This window comes from Paenarthrobacter sp. NPDC092416 (assembly GCF_044755025.1).
Taxonomy (GTDB): domain Bacteria; phylum Actinomycetota; class Actinomycetes; order Actinomycetales; family Micrococcaceae; genus Arthrobacter.
This window is the reverse complement of sequence record NZ_JBIVQG010000014.1, coordinates 24875-49447: the sequence shown is the minus strand read 5'-3', so window position 1 is coordinate 49447 and position 24573 is coordinate 24875. Positions and strand designations below refer to the sequence as shown.

At 64.2% G+C, this 24573-nt stretch carries 20 protein-coding genes and 1 tRNA gene; 13 read left to right on the top strand and 8 right to left on the bottom strand.

From position 1 onward, the window contains the following. Positions 1-365: 365 nt before the first annotated feature. Positions 366-1469 carry a D-TA family PLP-dependent enzyme gene (locus ACIQC5_RS20475; RefSeq protein ID WP_400286673.1) on the bottom strand — a complete coding sequence of 368 codons (1104 nt, stop codon included), beginning with the start codon at positions 1467-1469 and terminating at the stop codon, positions 366-368. A gap of 17 nt (positions 1470-1486) precedes the next feature. Then, on the bottom strand, positions 1487-2491 hold the full coding sequence (locus ACIQC5_RS20470) for a LacI family DNA-binding transcriptional regulator (RefSeq protein ID WP_400286671.1): 1005 nt from the start codon (positions 2489-2491) through the stop codon (positions 1487-1489). A 150-nt stretch (positions 2492-2641) separates the two neighbouring features. On the opposite strand from ACIQC5_RS20470, the gene ACIQC5_RS20465 reads away from it, so the two are divergent. Further along, positions 2642-3052, top strand: coding sequence for a hypothetical protein (locus ACIQC5_RS20465; RefSeq protein WP_400286669.1), 411 nt, complete (start codon positions 2642-2644; stop codon positions 3050-3052). Between the two features lie 202 nt (positions 3053-3254). Here ACIQC5_RS20465 and ACIQC5_RS20460 read toward each other — a convergent pair. Continuing rightward, positions 3255-3327: transfer RNA gene (locus tag ACIQC5_RS20460), tRNA-Lys, on the bottom strand. A 250-nt stretch (positions 3328-3577) separates the two neighbouring features. Here ACIQC5_RS20460 and ACIQC5_RS20455 point away from each other — a divergent pair. The 3 genes from ACIQC5_RS20455 to ACIQC5_RS20445 all read left to right on the top strand — a co-directional run bounded on the left by ACIQC5_RS20455 (position 3578) and on the right by ACIQC5_RS20445 (position 6238). Then, positions 3578-4237 carry a hypothetical protein gene (locus tag ACIQC5_RS20455; RefSeq protein ID WP_400286667.1) on the top strand — a complete coding sequence of 220 codons (660 nt, stop codon included), beginning with the start codon at positions 3578-3580 and terminating at the stop codon, positions 4235-4237. A gap of 356 nt (positions 4238-4593) precedes the next feature. Further along, positions 4594-5211, top strand: coding sequence for a DUF47 domain-containing protein (locus ACIQC5_RS20450; RefSeq protein ID WP_400286665.1), 618 nt, complete (start codon positions 4594-4596; stop codon positions 5209-5211). Between the two features lies 1 nt (position 5212). After that, positions 5213-6238 (top strand): anion permease, encoded by a 1026-nt coding sequence (locus ACIQC5_RS20445; protein ID WP_400286663.1) that lies wholly within the window; start codon positions 5213-5215, stop codon positions 6236-6238. A 147-nt stretch (positions 6239-6385) separates the two neighbouring features. Here ACIQC5_RS20445 and pstB read toward each other — a convergent pair whose 3' ends face one another. The 4 genes from pstB to pstS form a co-directional block, all read right to left on the bottom strand. Beyond that, positions 6386-7165, bottom strand: a complete 780-nt coding sequence (pstB, locus tag ACIQC5_RS20440; RefSeq protein ID WP_400286661.1) for a phosphate ABC transporter ATP-binding protein PstB — start codon at positions 7163-7165, stop codon at positions 6386-6388. 55 nt (positions 7166-7220) lie between these two features. After that, entirely contained in the window at positions 7221-8324 is a 1104-nt protein-coding gene (gene pstA, locus ACIQC5_RS20435) for a phosphate ABC transporter permease PstA (protein ID WP_400286659.1), read from the bottom strand. After that, positions 8325-9257: a phosphate ABC transporter permease subunit PstC gene (gene pstC / locus ACIQC5_RS20430; protein WP_400286657.1), complete on the bottom strand. Its 933-nt coding sequence runs from the start codon at positions 9255-9257 to the stop codon at positions 8325-8327. A gap of 136 nt (positions 9258-9393) precedes the next feature. Continuing rightward, positions 9394-10515, bottom strand: a complete 1122-nt coding sequence (pstS, locus tag ACIQC5_RS20425; protein WP_400286654.1) for a phosphate ABC transporter substrate-binding protein PstS — start codon at positions 10513-10515, stop codon at positions 9394-9396. Between the two features lie 236 nt (positions 10516-10751). Between pstS and ACIQC5_RS20420 the strand changes: the two genes are divergently transcribed. The 4 genes from ACIQC5_RS20420 to ACIQC5_RS20405 all read left to right on the top strand — a co-directional run bounded on the left by ACIQC5_RS20420 (position 10752) and on the right by ACIQC5_RS20405 (position 14851). Beyond that, the gene (locus tag ACIQC5_RS20420) at positions 10752-11879 is read left to right on the top strand and encodes an aromatic acid exporter family protein (protein WP_400286651.1); all 1128 of its coding nucleotides are present in this window, start codon (positions 10752-10754) and stop codon (positions 11877-11879) included. Positions 11880-11978: 99 nt separating this feature from the next. Further along, complete coding sequence (locus tag ACIQC5_RS20415) at positions 11979-12686, top strand: phosphatase PAP2 family protein (RefSeq protein WP_400286648.1); 708 nt, start codon at positions 11979-11981, stop codon at positions 12684-12686. Positions 12687-12776: 90 nt separating this feature from the next. Next, positions 12777-14150 (top strand): DNA repair protein RadA, encoded by a 1374-nt coding sequence (radA, locus tag ACIQC5_RS20410; protein ID WP_400286645.1) that lies wholly within the window; start codon positions 12777-12779, stop codon positions 14148-14150. 77 nt (positions 14151-14227) lie between these two features. Continuing rightward, positions 14228-14851 carry a Pr6Pr family membrane protein gene (locus ACIQC5_RS20405; protein ID WP_400286642.1) on the top strand — a complete coding sequence of 208 codons (624 nt, stop codon included), beginning with the start codon at positions 14228-14230 and terminating at the stop codon, positions 14849-14851. Here the strand turns inward: ACIQC5_RS20405 and ACIQC5_RS20400 are convergent. After that, entirely contained in the window at positions 14848-15567 is a 720-nt protein-coding gene (locus ACIQC5_RS20400; RefSeq protein WP_400286639.1) for a TetR/AcrR family transcriptional regulator, read from the bottom strand. The two genes, ACIQC5_RS20405 and ACIQC5_RS20400, sit on opposite strands and share 4 nt — an antisense overlap. A gap of 228 nt (positions 15568-15795) precedes the next feature. On the opposite strand from ACIQC5_RS20400, the gene ACIQC5_RS20395 reads away from it, so the two are divergent. From ACIQC5_RS20395 to atzF, 5 genes are read left to right on the top strand one after another with little or no spacing between them, the layout of a single operon-like run. Beyond that, the gene (locus ACIQC5_RS20395; protein WP_400286636.1) at positions 15796-17322 is read left to right on the top strand and encodes an amino acid permease; all 1527 of its coding nucleotides are present in this window, start codon (positions 15796-15798) and stop codon (positions 17320-17322) included. 45 nt (positions 17323-17367) lie between these two features. After that, on the top strand, positions 17368-18246 hold the full coding sequence (locus ACIQC5_RS20390) for an urea amidolyase associated protein UAAP1 (RefSeq protein ID WP_400286634.1): 879 nt from the start codon (positions 17368-17370) through the stop codon (positions 18244-18246). Beyond that, positions 18243-18899: an urea amidolyase associated protein UAAP2 gene (locus ACIQC5_RS20385; RefSeq protein ID WP_400286631.1), complete on the top strand. Its 657-nt coding sequence runs from the start codon at positions 18243-18245 to the stop codon at positions 18897-18899. Before ACIQC5_RS20390 ends, ACIQC5_RS20385 begins: the two co-directional genes overlap by 4 nt. Continuing rightward, positions 18896-22582, top strand: a complete 3687-nt coding sequence (gene uca, locus ACIQC5_RS20380) for an urea carboxylase (RefSeq protein WP_400286629.1) — start codon at positions 18896-18898, stop codon at positions 22580-22582. The genes ACIQC5_RS20385 and uca overlap by 4 nt, the downstream gene beginning before the upstream one ends. Further along, on the top strand, positions 22579-24420 hold the full coding sequence (atzF, locus tag ACIQC5_RS20375) for an allophanate hydrolase (protein ID WP_400286626.1): 1842 nt from the start codon (positions 22579-22581) through the stop codon (positions 24418-24420). The genes uca and atzF overlap by 4 nt, the downstream gene beginning before the upstream one ends. Positions 24421-24573: the final 153 nt, after the last annotated feature.

Sequence of the window (24573 nt, the reverse complement as noted above, 5' to 3'; positions counted from 1 at the left end):
GGGCGTTTCCAGCTGGTTGACGGGCGCTCTAACTGGCTTGGCCGTCGGTCCGCTGTGTTGGGGGCTCGTGGGTCTGCTTGGCTGCCGTCCGATTGCCTCCTGATCTGCCACGCGGCGAAGCGCCGATACGGCATCCGGCTAAGCGCGGGCAGCGCGGGCATCACGGCGCGGTAGAACGCCGCGAATCGGTCCGGGACACCGCCAGACCGCCTCTGAGGGCAAAGATGCCCCACCACCAGCGGGCTGGCGTGGAGGAGTCCGTCGAACAACTGCACGGCTCCGAATGTGGCAGATTCCCGCGTGTGTGGGGAGGGTGCAGCGGCGCCGGGAGAATGCCAAAAAGCTCCGGCGCCGGACCGTCGTCGTTAGTTGTTTCGTCCCCGGGCCGCCACGTTCCAGCGATCCACCACAGCGCCGTCCCGCACCACTGTGACCTCGTCCACCAGGTTCATGGCCAGGCACACATGGTTGGGGATCACGCGCAGGCGTTGCCCCAGTTTGGGAAGCTCTTCCGAATCCGGCCAGACAACGGTGGCGTGGTGTTCGGACAGGGCGGTGATCCTGGCTTCGTGGAACTCCGGGAGCCGCCCGTAGCCGGTGGCCCAGTCCGGGCGGTCGCTGCCAAGGATCTTGCTGCCCGCATCGACCACCACGCGGCGCACGTTCCCGCCAGCAGCTTCGTGGCGGCTCACCACAGTTGCTGCTACGGTCAAGGCGATGTCGGCCCAGGTGCACCGCTCGAGTTCCAACTGTTGGGCGTCGCCGAAGACATAGACGCCGGGGCGGAGCTCTGTGGCCACGGTTTCGCTGGCCAGCAAGGCAGTGGGAGTGGAACCGCCGCTGATGGTCCGGACATCGAAACCAGCCTCCGAAAGGGCAGCGGCCGCCCGGCCCAAAGCGTCGTTCTCGTTGCGGGCGGCACCCGTTGGCATACCCGGTTTGTAGCTGTGTCCCGGGAACGTGAAAACGCCGGCCACGGAAAGCCCCGCGCTTGCCGCCGCCTGGGCCACTGCCACGACTTCTTCCGGCAGCACGCCGCTGCGGTGGTGTCCGCTGTCTACCTCGATCAGGACGTCGATTGTGCCGGCGTCAACGCCAAGGTGCTGCCCCATGGAAGTGGCGCTCTCCACCGAGTCCACGCCGACAGCGACGGCACACGTCTCGGCCAGCTTGCGCAGTCGGTCGGCATGGTGCGCCTCGACCCACAGTGGGTAGGCAATGAAGATATCGCTCGCGCCGCCCGCCGCGAAGACCTCGGCCTCGCCGATGGTGGCGACCGTCAGGCCTGTCGCTCCTGCTGCGAGCTGCCGGGCCGCGATCTCAAGAGTCTTGTGCGTCTTCACATGCGGCCGAAGCTTGAGTCCCCTGCTCAACATGCTGGATGCCATTCGCTCGATATTCCGGTCCAGAACATCAATGTCGATCATGATGGCGGGCGTAACGATTTCGGCGGGGACTGAGTGGTTCATCCTTAGACAGTAACGCCCTACGGCGCGGACTGCCTGACCCGCAGCGCGTACGCCGCTTCGGGCTGCCGCACGGCACGCACGCTGCCCTTTGATTCGATCCGATCGATGAGGAGTTCGACGGCGCGCTCCGCGATTTCCGCTCGACCCGGCGCGACAGTCGTCAGCGACGGCGAGGAGAACCGTGCCTCGTCGATGTCGTCGAACCCGGCCACCGCGATCTCGTCCGGGACCTTTTTGCCGCGGACCAAAAGCTCGTGCAGGGCGCCCAGCGCAACGGCGTCGTTCAGTCCGAAAACAGCATCGAATTCGACGCCGCTGTCGAGCAACCGCGCGATACCGTCTGCCCCGCCATCTCGTCGCCAATCGCACGCGAACACCAGCGCCGGGTCGTACGCCAGACCCGCGGCAGCGAGCGCAGCCCTGTACCCGCTCAGGCGGAGGCCGTTGCTTCCCGTGGTGTCGCCGTCGTGCGCGCCGAGAACGGCTATACGACGGCGGCCGCCTGACAGCAGGTGGGTGGTGACGGCGGCCGCGGCCTCGTGGTTCTTAATAAGGACCATGTCCAACCGCGGATCCTGCACGAATTCACCGAGGAGGACCAGCGGTTTGTTGCCGGCGGCGTCGATGATCTGGTCGGCGTCGAGGGCGAGCGGGATGAAGAGGAGCCCGTCGGTCAAGGTGCGGAATTGGCCTTGAAGTGCTGCACGTTCGTGGTGGGCCTCATTGCCGGACTGCTCCACCAGGACCCTGTATCCCCGGGCCCACGCGGCCTTCATGATGTCCGAAGCGAGCTCTGCGTAATAAGGGATGGAGAGGTCGGCCAGGACAAGGCCCAACATGCTCGTCTTGCCGGAGCGGAGGCTGCGGGCCGTCAGGTTCGCTTCATAGCCGAGCTCATCGATAGCGTCCAATACCCGTTGCTTGGTGGCCGGGCGGATGAACTCGTAGTTGTTGATGACGTTGGAGACCGTCTTCAACGAAACCCCGGCCGCGCGCGCGACGTCGTTCATGGTGACGGCCATGGGTTGTGCTCCTTCGATTCTGCTTGGGATACATCGTTGCAGATCGACCCCGGGAACCGTCACACGGCGAACATCCTCTTGCAACGCCCCGGCAACATGAATGCGAAAGGCTGGGTCCATGGACAGTGAAGCCAGCCGAGGGGAGCAGACATGACCACCGCAAACAGGGACCTCTTCCAAGCGCTCAAGGCGCACGCGAACTTGGCCAAGGCTTTCGGACCGCCGCCTGCAGTCGCGGCGGATACACACGCTTTCAAGCCCGGCGACTCCGTAGAGGCCTGGCACAACGGACGCCTCTATCACCGGGGCACCGTGCTCAAGGTCGTCGCGGGCACGGACGTCTTCTGGATCCAGGACGCGGAGACCGGGAGCCGACGATTGCTGGATATGGAGGCGCTGGAGATCGTCCCTGCCGAGGAGCCGATCAAGCCGGTTTCGGCAGCTTCGTCGTCGACGCTGCCGGCGACACTGCCGGCGACTTTGCCTGAGCCGCAGCACGCCACGGTCACGCCCATCTCCCCGTACCCGCTCTTCCACGACGGAACGCAGGCGATCGCGTAGCTCTGTGTCCCGGGGCCCCGAGCTACCAGCCGGGACCCCTTTCCCGCGGGCCCTACGACTCCCGCTGCTTCTTCGCGCCACACCCCGCCCACCGGACAATTCACCTCGGCACGCGGCGGTGAATTGTCCACGGGGAGGGGTTCCACGGTTGCGAACAACGAGAAAACCCCCGGAACCGTGTGATTCCGGGGGTTTTGGAGGGTGGGCCCTGTGGGGATCGAACCCACGACCCACGGATTAAAAGTCCGATGCTCTACCAACTGAGCTAAAGGCCCCTCCAGCTGTAGAAACAGCCATGAATACTGTACCGCAAGCTCAGCCGCCCCAAAGAACGCAACGAGCCCCGCGGCGTCATGACCTTCTTTGAGCGAACGGACGACGACGACGCGCGGCGGCAGCGGCGTGTCGGCGCCGGCCACGGCGGCAAACAAGGTCAGGAAGCAACGCCCCCAACACAAACCAGCACAAACCCAGCCCGAGCAACCGTTACTCGACCCCACCTGAGCACAGGAGTAGCGTGGGGGCATGAGCGAACAGCCAGCACCACGCGCATACGGCGGAGCTAACCGGCACCACAAGCCCAAGCCCTTCGCGCCGATCGATTTCGAGCCGTTCGCCGGCGGCGCAGACCCCGCCCGCGTCTCCGAGGCTGCTCACCTTGCGGCCCAAGCCCTCGTCAAGCGGGGCCGCGACAGCGATGACCCCAAAGTCACGCGTCGCCTGGTGAAACTGGCCGACGAGCAGGGCCTGGAAGCCATCGCTGAAATGTGGGCCGAGAGCCCCGCCCGATCCCTTCCCGGCGCGCTGTGGCGGCTGTATGCGCTTCGCGCCGCGACAATCCAGAACCCTGAGCGCATCTCCGTGTACTTCAAGGCCGGGCGCGATACCGCCCAGGTTGCCAACGTTGTTGCCGGCGCAGCCGAGCCGCCGGGCGCCGACGAGATGAAGAGCATGGCGGACGCCATTCTGTCCGGCGCCTTCGACGGCGATTTCGACGTCGCGCTCGAACGTTCCGCAGCGTTCTGCCGCGTCGTTGCGCTCGGCCAGGCAACCTTGGCCGACGGAGCAGACCACAGCAACGAGGGCCATGCCAGCAAACTGACCCGCAACTCTCATCAGCTGGTCAAGACCGCCGAAGACCTTGAGCACGCGGCCAACGCATGGCGCTTGGGCGAGCTGGACTAGGCGACCACCAGGCAGGAAAGCGAGCGAAAGCTACCCACGTCAGGCCCGGACTGTCAATGTTGACTTAGACCCACTGACGTAGAAAACTAAAACTGGTGTCGAACCGCGAAACCCCCGGGCTTCAACATATAGCCGCTTCGAGCGGCCTACCGCCGAGAGGCGTATCCGGTTCGGCACCATTTTCATGCCCGGATACCCACCCGGCCTGAAAGCCCGGGGCAGGCCGCCCCGAGTGTGGCCGGAACTACGTCGCCCCGCTTCGCAGCCGCCGCCGTCCACCCGGTAAAGTTGGGACCGAAACGGGAAGCGTCAAGTCAAGCTGCCCGCCGCCCATCCGTCCCCAGCCCGGAAGCGACATGAAGCTGCGCCTTTTCCCCCAGGAACCTGCCGGGCTGATCCTGCTTGCGCAGATGGCCGGTGTCATTGTTGCCGCTACCGGAACCCTCTCCGAAATCCTGGGCGCACAGGCAAGCGAGCATGGACGGCTTACCGAAGAATTGCACGAGCACGAGTCCAAATCCCTGGACCTTCATTTCGCGCTCCTGACGCACATGCGCACCAGCTTCGTGAACCCGCTCCCCCGCGAGGACATGTACGCCTTGTCGCGCCACCTCAATGAGGCCATGGAGAAACTGGACGCCGCTGGCGAGCTCGTTGCTCTCTACAAACTGGAACGCTTGCCCAAACGCGCGGCCGATCAGCTGGAAATCATTAGCCGCCAGGCCGAACTCACCGTCGATGCCATGCGGAAACTCGAGAATCTCGACGAACTTGAGGACTACTGGATCGAAGTACTCCGACTCGCCAAGCGGGCTGAACGGACGCATCGCATCTGGGTGGCCGAGTTGCTCAAGGACATGAAGTCAGCGCAGTACGCGCGGCATCGGGACATCGCCAACCAGCTCGTGGATGTCACAAAGGACATGCGGAAGATCGCCACCCAGGTAGGCAGCATTATCGTCAAGGAATCGTGAGGTGACGGTAGCAATCCTGGTACTCGTGGTCGGTTTGGCCGCGGGTTTCGCGTTTCTTAACGGCTTCCGCGATGTCTCCAACGCCGTCGCACTTTCCACCCGGACCCGTGCCCTGACGGCTTCGATCGCAGTGCTCCTGGCCGCCATTTTCAACTTCGTCGGCGCGATGCTCAGCGGCACGTTCGTGCTCGCTTTTACGCAGTCGTGGATCACCATCCCGCACGGGACAAGCGGTCTGACCATGCTGGCTTCGGCCCTCGCGAGCTCCATCCTGTGGGGCGTCTACGCTTGGTGGCGCGGCATCCCCCTGTCGTCCACCAACTCGCTGGTGGGTGGCCTGATCGGTGCCGGCTCGGCGAGCGTGCTGGTGGGTGGCAACGCAGTGGGCGGGATGGACAACGTGCTCCTGACTCAAGTGGCGCTACCGCTGGTCCTCTCCCCGGTGATTGCGTTCGTGGGCGCGTACCTCTTGGTTTGGCCTGTCACATGGTTGGCCCGGTACACCCAGCCGGACGTCGTGAACAGCCGGTTCCGCCGCGCCCAAGCGGTTTCGACGGCGGCTGTTGCGTTCGGCCACGGCCTTCAGGACGGTCAGCGCACTGCGGGCGTACTGGTGCTTGCTTTGGTGGCAGCGGGGATGACAACGGGTGGGAACGTCCCTTTCTGGGTGCTCCTGCTGACGGCGATCATGCTGACGGCGGGCACCATGTTTGGCGGCTGGCGCATCTCGCACACGTTGGGCCACAAGCTCATACGGGTGGATCCGCTCCGTGGTTTCGTAGCGCAAACGCTGACGTCCGTGATGCTCTTCATCGGTGCTATCGGCCTGCACCTGCCGCTGTCCACCACGCACACACTGACGACGTCGGTCCTCGGGGCGGGCACCAACCAACGGTTCCCTTCCACTAACCGTCGCCTGGTGCGGCGGATCCTGTTGTTCTGGCTGGTCACCCCTGTGGTCACCGCCGCCGTGGCTTTCGTCCTTGAACTGGCTTTCTCGCCGCTCGCGGAACTCCAACCCAACTAAGTAGCAGCAGAGCGCGTTTTGACGGCTCAAAACGCGCACAATTGCGACCTGGTTGGGCACAAAAAAGCGACGGCGGCCGTACCCCCAAGGCAACGGCCGCCGTCGTGGTAACCGGCTCCCCCCAAAGAAGCCGGAGCCTGTAAATCCTTATCCGAAGCGGCCGGAGACGTAGTCTTCGGTGGCCTTCTGGGAAGGGTTGTTGAAGATGGTGGTGGTGTCCGCGAACTCGATGAGCTTGCCGGGCTTGCCGGTGCCTGCAATGTTGAAGAACGCGGTCTTGTCGGAAACGCGGGCGGCCTGCTGCATGTTGTGGGTCACGATCACCACGGTGTACTGGTCCTTGAGCTCGTTGATGAGGTCTTCGACAGCCAGGGTTGAGATGGGGTCCAGAGCGGAGCAGGGCTCGTCCATGAGGATCACCTGGGGTTCAACAGCAATGGCCCGGGCGATGCAGAGGCGCTGCTGCTGGCCGCCGGAGAGCCCGGAGCCGGGCTTGTCGAGGCGATCCTTGACCTCGTTCCACAGGTTGGCGCCCAGAAGGGACTTCTCCACGAGAGCATCGGCCGCGCCCTTGGAGATCTTCTTGTTGTTCAACTTCACGCCGGCCAGCACGTTGTCCCGGATGGACATGGTGGGGAACGGGTTGGGGCGCTGGAAAACCATGCCGATCTGGGTGCGCACGGTCACGGGGTCAACGCCGGCGCCGTAGAGGTTGTCGCCGTCCAGCAGGACTTCGCCTTCCACGCGGGCGCCGGGAAGGACCTCGTGCATGCGGTTCAGCGTGCGGAGGAAGGTGGACTTACCACAGCCGGACGGGCCGATGAAGGCAGTCACGGACTTGGCTTCAATGTTGATGTTGACGTCCTCGACGGCCAGGAAGCTGCCGTAGTAGACATTCAAGTCTTTGACGTCGATGCGCTTGGACATGGTGTTCCTTATTCCTTGGGGGGTTTGGAAGTTTGTAGCGGCGCCTACGAAGAGGCTACCGACCCGTTTTCGGTGCGAACAGACGGGCAATGAGGCGGGCTCCGAGGTTCAGGAGCATCACCAGGATGATCAGCACCAGAGCGGCGCCCCAGGCCCGCTGGTCCGAGGGACCAGGATTGGACGGCGACGTCGGGTTGAGGATCTGCGTGTAGATGAACGTGGGCAGTGAGGCCATCCAGCCGCCGAACACGTTGTTGTTGATGGTGGTGGCGAAGCCGGCGGTTACCAGGATCGGCGCGGTCTCGCCGATAACGCGGGCGATCGCCAAGGTGACGCCGGACGCAATGCCGGAGATCGCCGTCGGGATAACCACCTTGACGATGGTGCGCCATTTACGCACGCCGAGCGCGTATGCGGCCTCGCGAAGCTCATTCGGGACGATCTTGAGCATTTCCTCGCTGGAGCGGACCACCACAGGGATCATCAGGACGGAAAGCGCGACGGCGGCTACCGCACCGGTCTTGGTGCCGGGGCCGACGACTGCGAAGAAGAACGCCGCCGCGAAAAGGCCGGCCACGATGGACGGAATGCCGGTCATCACATCCACGAAGAACGTGATGGCGCGGGCCAGCGTCCGGTCGTTGCCATACTCCACCAGGTAGATGGCCGTGAGCAGACCAACCGGTACCGAAATGACGGTGGCCAGGAGGGTAATTTGGATGGTGCCAAGCAGTGCGTGGTAGATGCCACCCAGTACCTTGCCGCCCTCTTCGACCGCCTTGTTGTCGAATGCGCCGGTGACGCCGTTCATGGACGTGTTGAGGAAGCCGGGTGTGATCAGGCCGGGGATGCCGTTGACCAGCACGGTCCAGATGACGGAGATCAGCGGCAGGAGCGCGATCAGGAAGGCGCCGACGATCAGGCAGGTGGCCAGTTTGTCCTTGGCCTTGCGGGCCCCCTCAACCGAGGCGCTCCACGCGGTGAGGCCAACAGTGAACAGGATGGCTGAGACGAGGCCCCAGCCGAAGGCGTTGAAGCCGATGAGCGCCAGGATGGCGGCACCAACAATCAGTGCAACTGCCAGGACGATGTAGGGCGCGAACTTGGGCAGTTGGCCCTTGGTGAGCGCGGAGCGCTTGCGGACTACGGTGGCGGTCATTTAGTTGGCTCCCGAGAATTCTTTGTGCTTGGTGATGATCCAGCGGGCAATCATGTTCACGCCAAGGGTGATCACGAACAGCACCAGGCCGGCGGCGATCAACGTGTTGACCTTGACGCCGCTTGCTTCCGGGAAGTTCAGGGCAATTTCGGCGGCGATCGTCTGGTTGCCGGACTGGATCAGGCTCGCGGTCAGCACACCGGAGGAGAGCACCAGCGCTACAGCCATGGTCTCGCCGAGCGCACGTCCCAGGCCCAGCATTACGGCACTGACAATGCCCGGGCGACCGAACGGCAGCACGGCCATGCGGATCATTTCCCAGCGGGTGGCGCCGAGGGCAAGCGCTGCTTCCTCGTGCAGCTTGGGGGTCTGCAGGAAGATTTCGCGGGACAGGGACGTGATGATGGGCAGGACCATGACGGACAGGACGATGCCGGCGGTCAGGATGGTCTTGCCGGTGGCCGATGCCGGACCTTGGAAGATCGGCAGCCAGCCCATGTTGTTGGCCAGCCAGTCGTAGGCGGGGGAAATTTCCTTGGCCAGGAACGCGGCACCCCAGGCGCCGTACACAACCGACGGAATGGCGGCGAGCAGGTCCACAACGTAGCCAAGCCCCGAAGCCAGGCGGCGCGGAGCGTAGTGGGAGATGAACAGTGCCACGCCGATAGCCACGGGGGTGGCGATAACGAGGGCGATCACAGCGGCAATCAGGGTACCGACGACGATCGGGGCGATGTAGGCGAAGAAGCCGTGGCCGCCCTGGATGTTCTCAGGCGGGGCCACGAGCGCAGGAATCGACTGCACTACAAGGAACAGGGCGACTCCGAAGAGAACCGCCAGAATCAGGCACCCTGCGGCCATTGCGGCCCCGGAGAAAACCTTGTCCCCGGCGCGACCGGCGCCTTGGGAGGTTGTCAGGGAGTTGGTGGTCACTTCACGATCCTTCAGTCTCTGTGAACTGGTCTTACATGGCTAAGTTCCCTGCCCCGCCGGATGGCTCTTTAGCCACTCCGCACGGGACAGGGAACTTCAGTGTTCAGCCGGGTTCAGGCAACCCGCCAGCGAAGTCTTAGGCCTTGGCCTTGATGGTTTCGATGGCGGCCTTGGCCTTGTCCTGCAGCGTCTTGGAGAGCGGTGCGGACTTTGCGGCGTCAGCAGCGGCGGTCTGACCGGCGTCGGAGACTACATAGGTTTCGAAAGCCTTGACCAGGTCAGCAACTTCCTTGGTTTCGTAGGTGGTGCAGACCACGTGGTAGGAAACCAGGACCACCGGGTATGCGCCTGAAACTGTGGTCTTGCGGTCCAGCTTGATGGCGACATCGTTGGCAGCGCGGCCGTCAACGGCCTTGCCGGCTTCAACAGCCTTGGCAGCAGCGTCGGCGGAGATCTTGACGAATTCCTCGCCGACCTTGATGGACGCGGTGCCCAGCGTGCCGGAAACTGCGGAGTCATCAGCGTAGGTCACGGCACCGGGGGTGTCGGTGACGGTCTTGACGACGCCGGAGGTGCCCTTGGCGTTCTCACCCTTCAGGCTGGCGGGCCAAACGCCGGCAGCCTTGTCGGTCCAAACCTCGGGAGCAGCAGCTGCCAGGTAGTCGGTGAAGTTGGTGGTGGTGCCGGAGTCGTCGGAGCGGTTCACCGGGGTGACCTTGAGGTCCGGCAGGGTGACACCGGCGTTCAGGGCTGCGATTGCGGGGTCATTCCAGTTGGCAATTTCGCCACGGAAGATCTTGGCGACCGTTGCGGCGTCAAGCTTCAGGTCCTTGATGTCAGGAAGGTTGAAGGCGACCGCGATCGGGGAGATGTAGACCGGGATGTTGATGGCGCCATCGGCACCGCACTTGGCCTTGGAGCTCTCAAGCTCCTCGTCCTTCAGGTAAGCGTCGGAGCCGGCGAACTGTGCCGAGCCGTCGATGATGGCCTTGCGGCCTGCGCCGGAACCGTCCGGGGAGTACTGCACGGTTGCGCCCTGGTTGGCGGAGGCGAATCCGGCCTTCCACGCGTCCATGGCTGCGCCGGTGGAGGAGGCGCCGATGCCGGTCAGCGTGCCGGTGACCTTGGTGCCCGATGCTGCCGACTGCGTGCCAGCCGGGGTGCCCGTAGCGTTGTCGGAACCGCAAGCGGTGAGCGCGAGTGCGCCTGCTGCGATGACCGCGATTGCCGCCTTGCGGCCGAAGTGAGTTGCCTTCACTTGGATGTGCCCCTTCCAGGGATTCTCTGATGCGAACCGAACGGAGATTTCGGCGTGCGTGAGCTATGGACCTTTTGTGCCTTTACTGAAGGTAAGTAGCGCAGGTAACGGGACCTGCTGTTGAAGGTGAACGGAAAGTGAACGACGGCGGACCATTGGGTTATGTGGCGCGTCGCACCTTGAGCCGCACCACGGTTGCCGTCTTTGGGGGTGTCCAGCCAAATAGACTGGAAGGCATGGCTGCCGCGAAGGGATTTTCCGCAAGCAAGAGATTCCTGCGTGCCCGAGTCCGCACCGGGCTGGTCCGCAGCCGAAACTCACTGGTTCCTGCCATCCAGATGACAGTGTGCGCCGTGGGTGCCTACGCCTTCGCCGAATTTGTCCTGGGTCATCAGGGCCCCCTCTTTGCAGCAACGTCATCGCTGATCGCACTTGGGTTCTCCCGCGATCCCCGTTTACGCCGCGTCATTGAGGTCGGCCTGGGCTGCACACTCGGCATTGTGGTTGGCGACCTGCTGCTCCACTGGCTGGGCGCCGGGATCCTGCAGGCCGCCGTCGTTCTTCTCTTCTCGATCCTCCTGGCCAGGTTCCTGGACAGCGGCACCATTTTCACCACCCAACTGGGGCTGCAGTCCCTGCTGGTGGTGTTGCTTCCTGCTCCGGCCGGAGGGCCGTTTACGCGAAGTTTGGATGCGGTGATCGGTGGAGTGTTCGCCCTCCTGGTCACCGTTCTGGTGCCGAAGGATCCGCGACGGGAGCCCAGGAAGGACATCGAGAAGATCCTCCATGAGCTTGCCGAGGTGCTGCGTGAGTGTGCCAAGGCGTTGGTGGACAGTGACTCGACCGCTGCGTGGCACGCCCTGATCCGGGGGCGCAACTGCCAACCTCTGGTGGACCGGATGCGGCAGACCCTGCGGGCGTCGGGCGAAGTGGCGACTTTGGCTCCTGCCCACCGGAGGCACCGCGACGAACTGGCCAGCCTGGAACATTCGTTGGAGTACATCGACCTGGCACTGCGTAACAGCCGGGTTTTCGCGCGCCGCCTGACGAGTGCCATCAACCACGCCGCTTTGTCCGACGAAGCGATCGACAGCATCTCCGAGGTCCTGCAGGAAACTGCGGCTGCCATCGACGAGCTCACCATCGGCCTGTCCGAACAAAGCGAAGGCGCCCGCCGCGTCCATTTACGGCACGCGCGCAACGAACTCAGCATGATCGCGTCCCGGCTGCACCCCAAGATGCTCGACGTTCAGAAGCTGGAGGGCGAGACCGTGGTCATGCTGTTCAGGCCGCTCATGGTTGACCTGCTGGAGGCGAGCGGGCTGGATTCCGACGAAGCACGCGCAGTTCTGCCGCCTCTGTAGTTCGCGTTTCACACCCATCCCACGGCCTGGCATGGGTGAGCCCTGCCATCTCGCGGGCCTTCCCAGCGAAGTCCCATTCACGTTTGGCAGGATAGTCGGATGATCCCTGCCCTTACTTCGCGCCTCCGGGCAGCGCCCGCGCTGCGTTTCCGGCAGCGGCCGCTGTTTCTGGGGGCTGCCGTGCTGCTGGTCGCCGGCGATGCCATCTTCTGGCTCATGTTCGCGGCCGTGCTGTCCGACTCCGGATTGGCCGCCCTGGACGGAACCGTCCACAGCCTCATGGTCGATTCGCGCGGCCCAGTCCTCACCGGCCTCCTGACGGCTGTAACCACCGTGACGGCGCCGACCTGGATGTCCGTGATTGGCGTGACAGTGGCGGTCATGTGGGCAGTATGGAAGAAGGAACTGTGGCGCCCGGCCGTACTCATGGGCGCCATGGTGCTGGCCGTTGTGTTGTCCACGGTCGTCAAGCATGACGTCGGGCGCTCCCGCCCGCCGTCGTCCGATTTCCTGCTCGGCCCCGACGACGCCTTGTCTTTTCCCTCCGGACACGTTCTGGGGGCGGTCGTCTTCGTTTTTGTCCTCGCCTATCTGCTCCTCTCCCGTTCGGGAACGCGCACGACGTCGGTATTCGGCTTTATGGGGGCCCTGGTCTTCACATTGCTGGTCGCCTACAGCCGCCTGTACCTCGGGTACCACTGGCTCACTGATGTGGTTGCCTCCTTGGGCTTGGCCATTGGAATCACCGGGGTGGCGGTGTTCGTAGACGCTGCCAAGCATGGGACACCCCGCCGAGACGGCAGTTAACCCCCATGTTGCTCGAGAACATCGGGGTTAAGTGCCAACTCGACCCCGTGTGGCCTAATACTGTCGGCGCCCCCGACTAACGTTGAACCCATGGCTTCCAAGACCTCCCGCGCATCCAAGACTCCCGCTTACAAGTGCGCCGAATGCGGCTGGACAGCCATCAAGTGGGTGGGCCGCTGCGGCGAGTGCCAGGCGTGGGGAACCGTAGAAGAGTACGGCGCCACGGTAGCCCGTACGACGGCGGCCGCTACCGTTCTGGAGCCGGCCCGCCGAATTGCCGAGATTGACGGAACTACTGCCGCTTTCCTGCCAACAGGCGTGGACGAGCTCGACCGCGTCCTGGGTGGAGGACTCGTGCCCGGCGCCGTCATCCTGCTCGCTGGGGAGCCCGGCGTCGGGAAGTCCACGCTGCTTTTGGACGTCGCGGCAAAGTTCGCGCGGACCGGGCAGGATGTCTTGTACATCACCGGCGAGGAGTCCGCGGCGCAGGTGAAGCTGCGCGCGGAGCGGATCGACGCCGTCGCCCATACCCTCTATCTGTCGGCGGAGACTGATCTGGGACAAGCGCTTGGACAAGTAGAGAAGCTGGAACCCAAGCTGCTCATAGTCGACTCCGTGCAGACGCTGAGCAGTGCCGATGTCGAGGGCAGCGCCGGCGGCGTCTCCCAGGTGCGCGAGGTTGCCGCGTCCATCATTTCTGCGGCCAAACGGCGCAACATGACCACGCTGCTGGTAGGGCACGTGACCAAGGAAGGCACCATCGCAGGGCCGCGGTTGCTGGAACACCTGGTGGATGTTGTATGCCAGTTCGAAGGCGAGCGCCACTCCCGGCTCCGGCTGCTTCGGGCCGTCAAAAACCGCTATGGCGCTACCGACGACGTCGGATGTTTCGACCTGAATGAGGCGGGCATTGAGGGACTGGCTGATCCCAGCGGCCTGTTCGTTTCGCGCACGCGGGAGCCCGTTTCGGGGACCTGCATCACGGTGACCATGGAGGGTCGCAGACCGCTGCTGGCTGAAGTTCAATCACTTCTTGCCGAGAGCGCCAATTCGCAACCACGCCGTGCCACCAGCGGGCTCGAGAGTTCCCGTGTGGCCATGCTGCTCGCGGTGCTTCAGCAGCGTGCTGGTTGCATGCTGCACAAAGACGATTCGTATGTGGCGACCGTGGGCGGCGTGAAGCTCACCGAGCCGGCTACCGATCTCGCGGTTGCATTGGCTGTGGCTTCTGCCAAGTCCCGTAAGGCTCTCCCCCAGCGGCTCATTGCCTTCGGCGAGGTCGGTCTGGCAGGCGAGGTCCGCCCTGTTCCGGGAATCAACCAGCGAATCCAGGAAGCCCACCGGCTCGGCTTCACCCACGCGATTGTTCCGGCGAGCCCCGCCGGTGCGGGCGTGATCCCGGACGGCTTCTCGGTTAGGGAAGTCGGCCATTTGGCCGAGGCACTCGAACTCCTGATCACCTAGCCCGGGCGAAGGATCGCAGAGCCGGTCCCGGAGTGTCGAATGCCTTCTGGGCTGCGGCTTCGGCAAGGATTGGACCCATGACCAAGAGAACTGTGCTTATTGGGGGACGCTTTTTCTTTGGCCTTTTGATCCTGGTGGCGGTGGGAACGCAGCTAACGGTTCATTTGGGCATGGGCTACAACCCCGTGAACTTCTTTAGCTACTTCACCAACCTGTCCAACCTCTTTGCTGCCGTGGTGCTTCTCATCAGCGGCTACCGGGTCCTCATCCGCAAACGACCCAGCGAAATCGACGACGTCACTCGAGGCTCAGCCACCATCGCCATGGCCGTGGTGGGAATCGTCTTTGGCGCGCTCCTGGCCGGTGAGGACCTTGGCGCGCTGCTGCCGTGGGTGAACTTCGTGGTGCACTACCTGGCTCCGGTCGTGATGGTGGTGGACTGGCTCTTCCAGCCTCCGCGGGCCACTCTCAAGCTGGGCCACATCTGGTACTGGCTGATCTACCCCATCCTCTATCTGGTCTACAGCCTGGTCCGTGGTGGAATCGTCAACTGGTACCCGTACTGGTTCATCGACCCCGCACGCGCCGGCGGCTGGGGAGGCGTCATCGTCTTTGCCCTCGCGATCTCAGTTGGCTTCCTCGTGGTGAGCCTGGCGATGCTGTGGCTCGGGAACAAGCTGAAGCGGCAGGTGGATTACTAGGCGCTCTTCCTCGAGACCGGACGCGTGTCCGGCGACGCTCCGAACCTGCGGATGAGCTCACCACTGGCTGACCTGAGCTCCGGCAGCTCCTTCCTCAGCCCTCCAAGGATCAGGACCGTATCGGCCGTGGTGGCAGCCGAGTCTTTTGACATGAGTCCGTCCGCGCGGAGGTTGATCAGCGACTCGACCAACCGGAACGCGGTATCGCCGAGGCCTGGATCGGCGTCTGCGCCGGAGGCCGCAGTCACGTCACGCCCCAGGTCTTCGTAGATATTCCGGAGCTCTTTTCGCGCTGCCATAAAAGGTTCGAAGATCTCCGCCCGCGCCTCTGGAAGGTGGTAAAGCACCCCGAGGTTCCACCGGGAGCTGCAAAGCTGCGAGCCGTCGAACAGCACCACGGCATGCAATCGCGCCGCGGCGGCAGCCAGACCCGTCGCGGCTGCTTCGGAGTCATCGTGCACCGCCCTCGCGAACGCCAGACTGGTGGATACGGTCCCGCCAAGGAGCTCGCCCAAGATCTCGTCCTTGGTTGAGAAGTGGTGATACAGCGATGATTGCCGGATTCCGACGGCGTCAGCAATGGCCCGCGTGGACGTGTTCGCGAATCCCTGGCCCGTGAAAAGCTCGGCTGCCGCGTCCAGAATTTCGTCTCGGGCAGTGGCTCCCGGGCGTACCGCTTGCTGCTTGCGGGGGCGTCCCGGTCCGACTGTAGTCACCCCTTCATTCTTGCATCGCGTCAGGAGCAAAGAGGCCCTTAACGGCTTGCTGCCGCGCCCGTGAGCTTTCCTTTACGTCCTTGAAATGCGCGGTAACCAAGGCTTTACATCGGTGAAACGTCGCGGGGACACCGCGCTGGAAAACTATCAATTGACCGTTATTCCGGCCTGGTAGTCATAAACCTTTCCGGCTGGTCCCACATCCCGTTCCAGACACGGAGAAACCCGATGACTTCCACCCTTTCGACGGCGGCTCACCGCACCGATGAAGCAGACCTGACGGCACTTGGCTACCAGCCAACACTGCACCGCAAGCTGGGCCGCTACGCGTCGTTCGCCGCAGGTTTTTCGTTCGTCTCCATCCTCACCACCATCTTTCAGCTCTTCGCATTCGGCTACTCCTTCGCGGGCCCGGCGTTCTTCTGGACCTGGCCCGTCGTACTGATCGGGCAGCTCCTTGTGGCACTGAACTTCGCTGAACTAGCGGCCAGGTACCCGCTTTCCGGCGCTGTCTATCAGTGGGCGCGCCGCATGGGCGGCGAAGTAGTGGGCTGGTTCGCCGGATGGTTCATGGCAATCGCCCAAGTGATCACCGCTGCTGCCGCCGCCATCGCGCTTCAGGTGGTACTTCCCCAGTTGTGGGAGGGATTCCAACTGGTAGGCGGTGATCCAGCGCTGACTTCCCCGTCAGGGGCAGCCAATGCAGTCATCCTCGGCGCCGCCCTTCTGGTGCTCACTACCGTGATCAATTGCCTGGGCGTGAAGCTCATGTCCCACGTCAACTCCATCGGCGTCACCTGCGAAATTGTGGGCGTCGCCGCAGTCATCCTCGCCTTGTTTTCGGCGGCACAGCGCGGCCCTGGGGTGGTGGCAGACGTCAGCGTCGTCACAACCTCGGACCTTGGTGCCGTGGGCGCGTTCCTGGTCTCCGGCCTGATGGCCGCCTACGTCATGGTGGGATTCAACTCCGCCGGCGAACTGTCGGAGGAGACCAAAAACCCACGCAAGACGGCTCCGCGCACCATCCTCTCGGCCTTGATCATCTCGGGCATTGGCGGCGGGCTCATGATCATCGCGGCCCTGATGGCAGCGCCAAGCCTCGACGACGGCAGGCTCGCCACCGAGGGACTGCCCTACGTGCTGACAGCAGTTCTTGGCACGTTCTGGGGCAAGGTTCTGCTGGTGGACGTGGCCATCGCCATCTTTGTCTGCACCCTGGCCATCCAGACGGCCGGTTCACGGCTGGTGTTCTCCATGGCCCGCGATGGCAAGCTTCCTGCCTCGGCCATGCTCGCGAAAGTCCACCCTCAGCGCGGCACGCCGATGTGGCCCTCCATCGTGATCGGCGCTCTGGCCGTGGGCATCCTCGCCATCAACATCGGGAACTCCGCACTCTTCACCACCCTTTGCAGCGTCTGCATCGTGATGGTGTACCTGGCGTACCTGATGGTGACCGTCCCCCAGCTGCTCAGCCGTTTGCGGGGGGACTGGGACCGGGCGGGCCAGACCATGCCTGCAGGACTGTTCTCGCTGGGCGCGTGGGGCCTCCCCGTCAACATCCTGGCCGTGCTCTACGGCGCGGTGATGGTCATCAACCTTTCGTGGCCCCGCCCAGAGGTGTACGACCCCTCCGGCGACCACGGGATCCTGCTCTTCTCCGCCCCCATCATGGTGGGCGCTGTCCTCCTCCTGGGCATTTGGGTCCGGCGGAACAAAGCCGCGAAGGCCCCGGAATCCGCCCACACGGGCAGCTAGCACCGACACCTGACCGGCTTCCGTACGAATACAGAAATGAATGCCATGACTGAGACTCTCCAAAATGCCCCCGGTACTGCCACTACGGCTGGCGCCAAGCTGCACGCGCGCGCCCAACATGGACGCACCTCCGACACCATGATTCACGTCCCGCCGGCCTCAGCGCCCGCACGTTTGACGGAGGCCCTCTCCCAGGAGGCAAGGAACTCGTTGACTTGGGCGGAAACGCTCGCCTCCGGCCGCTACACCCATCTGGCGCTGGCCCGGGGGACGCGGATCAGGATCACCGACCTCGACGGCGACGCTTGCGTTCACGCCGTCATCATCCGAAGCGGATCCCAGCACGAGCGGCTCAACGTGGCGGACACCGTCAAGGTCCCCTGGCAGGCGTATATGACCACGGGCCACCCCTTGCTGTCAGACGCCGGCCGGCTCATGGCAACCGTGGTGGCCGACTCCTCCGGGAAGCACGATGCCCTCGCGGGCACCACCCATCTGGCGGGCAACACGGCCAAGTACGGTGCCGGATCGGCCCACAGCATCTCACCGGCCGGCCGTGAACTGCTCACTCTTGGTGGCATGAAGCACGGCATCAGCCAAAGGCAACTGCCGCCGTCGGTGTCGTTCTTCAAGGGAGTCACTGTGGACGGGGACGGCCGTTTCCGGTTCGTCGGCAGCGCCGGCGCCGGAGCCGCCGTCGAACTTCTTCTCCACATGGACGTGGTGTTGGTACTGGCCAACACCGCCCATCCGCTGGACCCGCGTCCGGAGTTCGCCGGCAGCGCCGCTGACATTGTCGCGTGGCGGGCTCCGCAGGATCTCCAGGCACTCGTAGACGGAACTCTCAACGTGGATCTTGGCCCTGAGGGGCGTCTCGCTCTCCAGAACACCGAACTCGACTACAACGCAAGGACCTCCGCATGACCGCCATTGCAGCTACCAGCCCCGCCCTGATCCCCGGCCACGTAGTACTGGACGAGTTCGTGGAAGCCCGGGGACCGTGGTCCGCTGTTGTCGCGGCCGGCGACGTCCTCACGATTGTTGACCTCGATGGCAACCAGGCCGTGGACTGCATTCTTTACGCAGCGAAGGACACGGGCACGCGTTACTCGGCCGCCGTGACCATCGCGACCCAGGGCTCGATCTTCCTCACTACCGGTTCCGTCCTCCGCGCCGACGGCGGCCAGGAGCTCATGACCGTGGTGGCGGACGAAATCGGTGTCCATGACACCATCGGCGGCGCCTGCTCCCAGGAGTCGAACACACTGCGCTACGGCCAGCACACGCACCAACAGCACGCCTGCGTTGAGAACTTCCTCATCGAAGGTGCCAAGTGGGATCTCGGCAAGAAGGACCTCGTGTCCAACATCAACTGGTTCATGAACGTGCCAGTGGATCCTGACGGCGCCCTTGGCATCGTGGACGGGCTGTCCGCGCCGGGCAAGCGCGTGGCACTCCGCGCTGAAGTGGACACGCTGGTGTTGGTTTCCAATTGCCCCCAGATCAACAACCCCTGCAACGGCTTCAACCCAACGCCCGTGCGCATGATCGTCACACGTCCGGAGGCCCGCGCATGAACCGTTTCGATACCCTCCTGGTTGCCAACCGCGGCGAGATCGCCTGCCGCATCATTGAATCTGCCCGCAAAATGGGGCTGCGCACCATCGCCGTTTTCTCCGAAGCGGACCGCGGGGCCAAGCATGTGAAGCTCGCGGACGAGGCCGTCTTGCTGGGGCCGGCTCCCGCGAAGGAGTCCTATCTGCGGGTTGACGCGATCCTCAGTGCGGCGGCTGCCACCGACGCCGGCGCCATTCACCCTGGTTACGGATTCCTGTCCGAGGACGCCGCCTTCGCGGAAGCAGTTGAGGCAGCGGGCCTCGTCTTTGTGGGTCCTACCCCGGACCAGCTCCGGATTTTCGGTACCAAGCACACAGCCCGGGATGCCGCGCAACGTGCCGGGGTTCCCATGATCGCGGGATCCGGCCTTCTTGAGGACCTGGATGAAGCAGTAGCAGCGGCTGAAACCATCGGCTACCCACTCATGCTCAAGGCAACAGGCGGCGGGGGTGGCATCGGTATGGCCGTCTGCCGCGACGAAACCGAACTCCGGGACAACTACTCCCGGGTCGCCCGGCTGGCCAGTTCCAGCTTCGGGACTGCCGGTGTCTTCGCAGAGCGCTACATCGAACATGCCCGCCACGTCGAAGTTCAGGTCTTCGGCGATGGTGCGGGCCGTGTGGTGAGCCTTGGCGACCGCGATTGCTCGCTGCAACGCCGCCACCAAAAAGTGGTCGAAGAAGCCCCTGCACCGGATCTCCCTGATGCTTTGCGGGAGGAACTGCACCGGAGTTCCCGTGCGCTGTGCGCATCCGTGGGCTACCGTTCGGCGGGCACAGTGGAGTTCGTCTACGACCCCGTCCGCAAGGAGGCTTCCTTCCTGGAAGTCAACGCACGTCTGCAAGTGGAGCACCCGGTCACCGAGGCCATCACAGGCGTGGACTTGGTGGAGTGGATGCTGAACCTCGCCCAGCAGGAGCAAGTACTCCTGGGCGTGCCGGACAGTGTTCCCGTCTCAGGCCATGCTGTGGAAGCCCGCATCTACGCAGAAGACCCGGCCCGGAATTTCCAACCCAGCGCCGGAACGGTCACCAACGCACACTACCCGGCCTCCGACGTCGTACGTGTTGACGCCTGGGTGGAGACCGGCAGCGAAGTGTCCACCAGCTACGATCCCCTGCTGGGCAAGGTCATTACGTCGGCAGCTACCCGCGATGCTGCCTTCGACGGCTTGGCCTCGGCTCTGGCAGAGACGCGCATCGACGGCATCGAGACCAACCTTGGCATGCTGCGAGCCGTGGCCGGGATGGATGTGGTGCGCGCCGCAGCCCATTCCACCGGAACCCTGAATGCCGTGGGCGACCCTGAACCGCGCATCACCGTTGAACGGCCCGGCCTCCAGACCAGCGTGCAGGATTGGCCCGGACGGACCGGCCTGTGGCAGATTGGCGTGCCCCCCAGCGGCCCCATGGATGACCTGTCGTTTCGGCTGGGTAACACCGCGCTGGGCAATCCCGAGGGCGCACCAGGCCTGGAATTCACCATGTCCGGCCCGGCGCTCCGTTTCACCCACGCAACAACAGTGTGCGTCACCGGCGCGGACGTCACAGTGACCATCAACGGCAACCCTGCAACCACGTGGGAGCCCATCACAGTCCCTGCGAACGGTCTTTTGGATGTCGGATCGGCAGAGGGAACCGGGCTGAGGGGTTACGTCCTGTTCGAAGGTGGGATTGATGTTCCCCAGTACCTCGGCAGTGCGTCGACCTTCACTTTGGGCCAGTTCGGTGGCCACGGCGGCCGGGTTCTGCGGGCCGGCGATGTGCTCCGCACGGCCACCGGGCACTTGCCTGAGACCGTGCCCGGCCCTGTTCCCGCGGAGAGCCGCCCTGCCCTCACCTCTGAATGGCAGCTCAACGTGCTGGAAGGACCGCATGGTGCTCCCGAATTCTTCCAACGGGAAGACATTGAGGAACTCTATGCCGCCGAGTACGAGGTCCACTTCAACTCGGCGCGAACCGGCGTCAGACTGATCGGCCCCAAGCCGCGCTGGGCACGCAATGATGGCGGCGAGGCCGGCCTGCACCCTTCCAACATCCACGACACCGCCTATTCAGTGGGTGCCTTGGACTTCACCGGAGATACGCCGATCCTCCTGGGCCCCGACGGCCCGAGTTTGGGCGGGTTCGTCTGCCCCGTCACCGTAGTCACCGGCGAGCGCTGGAAGCTTGGGCAGCTGCGGCCCGGCGACAAGGTCCGCTTTGTGCCCATCCGATCCGTCGAGGCGCCTTCCATTAGGGAACTCGGCGCCGCGAGGCAGCTGATACTGCCGGGTGGCCGCGGTTTCAGTACCGGCACGGCATCCGCCCGCGCCGGATTGCTTCGCGGAGATGGCGACGACGGTGTGCTGGGCCGTGTGCCCGAAGGCGACGGACGGCCTGCTGTCACCTATCGTCGCTCCGGTGATGACAATCTCCTGGTGGAGTACGGCGACATGGTGCTGGACCTTGGCCTCCGTGCCCGTGTCCACGCTTTGCATCAGGAACTTGAGCGGCTCCGCATCCCGGGCATCGTGGATCTGACCCCGGGCATCCGTTCGCTGCAGATCAAGGCGGATCCGTCGGTCCTTCCCACCTCAAAGCTGCTGGGCCTGGTGCGCGAAGTCGACGCCGTCCTTCCCGCAAGCTCGGAGTTGGTAGTGCCAAGCCGGGCTGTCCGTCTCCCGTTGTCCTGGGACGACCCCGCAACCCGTGATGCAATCGAGCGCTACATGGCCGGTGTCCGCGACGACGCTCCGTGGTGCCCGTGGAACATCGAGTTCATCCGCAGGATCAATGGCCTGGACTCCGTCAACGATGTCTTCGATACAGTCTTCAACGCGGAGTACCTCGTGCTGGGACTGGGCGATGTGTACCTCGGAGCACCGGTAGCAACTCCCTTGGATCCGCGGCACCGGCTGGTCACCACCAAATACAACCCCGCCCGCACGTGGACACCTGAGAACGCCGTGGGCATCGGTGGTGCGTACATGTGCATTTACGGCATGGAAGGTCCCGGTGGATACCAGTTTGTTGGACGCACCACGCAGGTTTGGTCGCGTTACGCTGATTCTGCGCCGTTTGAGCCGGGCTCGCCGTGGTTGCTCCGGTTCTTTGACCGCATTTCCTGGTACCCCGTCAGCCCGGAGGAACTCCTTGACCTCCGCGCCGACATGGCCGCTGGCCGGGGCCGGGGTGTGGAGATTGAGGACGGGACGTTCTCGCTGGCTGAGCATGAGGAATTCCTGGAGCACAACAGCGTCTCGATTGCTGAGTTCCGCGAGACACAGTCCGCGGCTTTCGCCGCGGAGCGCCAGGCCTGGGAGGTAGCCGGCGAGTTTGACCGCGCGGAGCAGGCTGTTTCCTTGGCTCCACCTGCCGACGACGTGGTTGTGCCTGATGGCGGCAGCGTGGTGACCTCGCCCTTCGCGGCCAGCGTCTGGAAAGTTGACGTGGAACCGGGTGACGTGGTGGCAGCTGGCCAGTCTTTGGTTTCCCTTGAAGCGATGAAGATGGAAACGGTCATTCAGGCCCCTGTAGATGGCATAGTGCACCGCGTCCTGCCCTCGGCCGGCGCGCAGGTGGTGGCCGGTGAAGCTTTGGTGGTCCTTGAACCAATTGACGTCCGGGAACCTGCGTTTGCCCTGGAAGGGAGCGCATCATGACCGCCCTTAAGCGAGCCACGGTAGAACGCGTCCACGCGGCGCTCGAGGCGGTTGACGCCGTCGATCGTCCTGAAATCTGGATCCACTTGCGCGGGCGGGATGAACTGCTGGCCGAAGCGGCACGGATTGACGCCGCTGCGGCAGCCGGTGAGGACTTGCCGCTCGCCGGCCTCTTGCTCGCTGTGAAGAACAACGTGGATGTTGCCGGTTTGATCACGACGGCGGCGTGTCCCGGCTTTGGCGAGGAGCCTGCACAGGATGCGGTCCCGGTTGCCAAGCTTCGCGCTGCGGGCGCCTTGGTCCTGGGGGCCACCAACCTGGACCAGTTCGCCACTGGCCTGGTGGGAACCCGGAGCCCGTATGGTGCAGTGCGCGATTCGCGCCGTCCGGACCGGATCTCCGGCGGTTCGAGTTCCGGCTCCGCTGTAGCTGTGGCGCTTGGATTGGTAGACCTTGCCGTCGGGACGGACACGGCAGGTTCGGGCAGGATTCCCGCCGCGTTGCAGGGGATCGTGGGGATCAAGCCAACTCTGGGCGTGGTGTCCACCGTAGGTGTGGTTCCTGCCTGCCGTTCATGGGATACCGCCACGATCTTCGCCCGTGACCTGGCAACCGCCGAGCTCGCCATGGGCATCATGGCCGGGAACGGCCGCACCTGGCCCGCCGACGTCAAGGTCGCTGCACCGTCCACACCACGGGTGGCCTATCCCGCTGCCCTGCCGGCGCTCCCGGATGCGTGGGCGTCAGCGTTCCAGGCCCGGATTGAGCGGCTACGGTCAACGGGGGTAGTGGCCGAACCCGTTGAACTGGACGTCTTCCTCGAAGCAGCCAGGTTGCTGTACGACGGCGGATTGGTCGCCGAACGCTACGCTGCCGTGGGCCGCTTTGTCGACGCAGCACAGACCGGCGGGGTTTCCGCGACGCTCGATCCCACCGTGGCTGGCATCGTCGGCGCGGCAGGTACGGTACCCGCCCACCAATACGTCGCAGACACCGCATCCTTGGAGCATCTCAAACAGGAAGCGATGCTTCGGCTGGACGGCTTCGACGCACTGGTAGTGCCAACAGCACCGTTCCACCCAACCTTGGCGGAAGTCGCTGCCGATCCCGTGGGGGTCAATTCGCGAATGGGTACGTATACCAATTTCTGCAACCTCTTCGACCTCAGTGCTGTAGCCGTACCCGCGGGCACCGTAATCGACAGCGGCGGCATGTCCCAGTTCGGCCTGACGGTCGTGGCCCGCACTTTTGAGGACGGGGTCGCCGCGGACATTGCCCGACGGATCGAGCTCACGCCGGAGAAACCGAAACAGTTCGCCGCGGGAGCCGCAGCCAAGTCCACCGCACCCAGGTTGCCGTGGCCGATTGCCGCGGGAGCCGCCGTCGTTCCTTTAGTGGTGGTGGGGGCGCACCGGAAGGGCCAGCCGTTGGTGGCAGAACTCGAACGCCACGGAGCCTTCTGGGACGGCACCGTGACAACTGCCGCGCAATACCGGATGGTGGCCTTGGAGACCACACCGGCCAAGCCTGGCGTCATTCGATCTGCACGGGGTGCCGAACTCGTCGCGGAGAGGTGGTTGCTTTCGCCGGCAGCTCTGGGATCTTTCCTGGCGGAGCTGCCAGACCCTATGCTGCTGGGTTCCATCACGCTGGTCGACGGCAGCAAGGCAGTCGGATTCGCCTGCGACGCCGTGGCTGCGGCAGACGGACGGGACATCACTGAGTACCGCGATTGGATTAAATACCAAGAGGAGCATTCAGCTGCGCCGGGCGGCCAGGGGCTTTGGCGCGAGGCAGGTGGTGCTTTGCTGACCGGGCTTCGGCGCGGCCAGCACTAGCTGCAAGGTGGCCAATTGACGGAAATAAGGTTCCCCTCGATTGGCCACCAAAGCACTTTCCAGCCATCCCCGAACATAACGAAATGACCCACTTTGGGGCTTGCTGGTGCGGTTAACGGTGCGTTGAAGCCATATCATTGTGCTTGTCGTCAT

Excerpts from the sequence above, each read along its gene's own strand:
- radA (WP_400286645.1), top strand. The coding sequence starts at position 12,777 with ATGGCTTCCAAGACCTCCCGCGCATCCAAGACTCCCGCTTACAAGTGC.
- uca (WP_400286629.1), top strand. The coding sequence starts at position 18,896 with ATGAACCGTTTCGATACCCTCCTGGTTGCCAACCGCGGCGAGATCGCC.
- ACIQC5_RS20390 (WP_400286634.1), top strand. The coding sequence starts at position 17,368 with ATGACTGAGACTCTCCAAAATGCCCCCGGTACTGCCACTACGGCTGGC.
- ACIQC5_RS20395 (WP_400286636.1), top strand. The coding sequence starts at position 15,796 with ATGACTTCCACCCTTTCGACGGCGGCTCACCGCACCGATGAAGCAGAC.
- ACIQC5_RS20470 (WP_400286671.1), bottom strand. The coding sequence starts at position 2,491 with ATGGCCGTCACCATGAACGACGTCGCGCGCGCGGCCGGGGTTTCGTTG.
- ACIQC5_RS20405 (WP_400286642.1), top strand. The coding sequence starts at position 14,228 with ATGACCAAGAGAACTGTGCTTATTGGGGGACGCTTTTTCTTTGGCCTT.
- ACIQC5_RS20455 (WP_400286667.1), top strand. The coding sequence starts at position 3,578 with ATGAGCGAACAGCCAGCACCACGCGCATACGGCGGAGCTAACCGGCAC.
- ACIQC5_RS20465 (WP_400286669.1), top strand. The coding sequence starts at position 2,642 with ATGACCACCGCAAACAGGGACCTCTTCCAAGCGCTCAAGGCGCACGCG.
- ACIQC5_RS20415 (WP_400286648.1), top strand. The coding sequence starts at position 11,979 with ATGATCCCTGCCCTTACTTCGCGCCTCCGGGCAGCGCCCGCGCTGCGT.
- ACIQC5_RS20385 (WP_400286631.1), top strand. The coding sequence starts at position 18,243 with ATGACCGCCATTGCAGCTACCAGCCCCGCCCTGATCCCCGGCCACGTA.
- atzF (WP_400286626.1), top strand. The coding sequence starts at position 22,579 with ATGACCGCCCTTAAGCGAGCCACGGTAGAACGCGTCCACGCGGCGCTC.
- ACIQC5_RS20450 (WP_400286665.1), top strand. The coding sequence starts at position 4,594 with ATGAAGCTGCGCCTTTTCCCCCAGGAACCTGCCGGGCTGATCCTGCTT.
- pstA (WP_400286659.1), bottom strand. The coding sequence starts at position 8,324 with ATGACCGCCACCGTAGTCCGCAAGCGCTCCGCGCTCACCAAGGGCCAA.
- ACIQC5_RS20420 (WP_400286651.1), top strand. The coding sequence starts at position 10,752 with ATGGCTGCCGCGAAGGGATTTTCCGCAAGCAAGAGATTCCTGCGTGCC.
- ACIQC5_RS20475 (WP_400286673.1), bottom strand. The coding sequence starts at position 1,469 with ATGAACCACTCAGTCCCCGCCGAAATCGTTACGCCCGCCATCATGATC.
- pstB (WP_400286661.1), bottom strand. The coding sequence starts at position 7,165 with ATGTCCAAGCGCATCGACGTCAAAGACTTGAATGTCTACTACGGCAGC.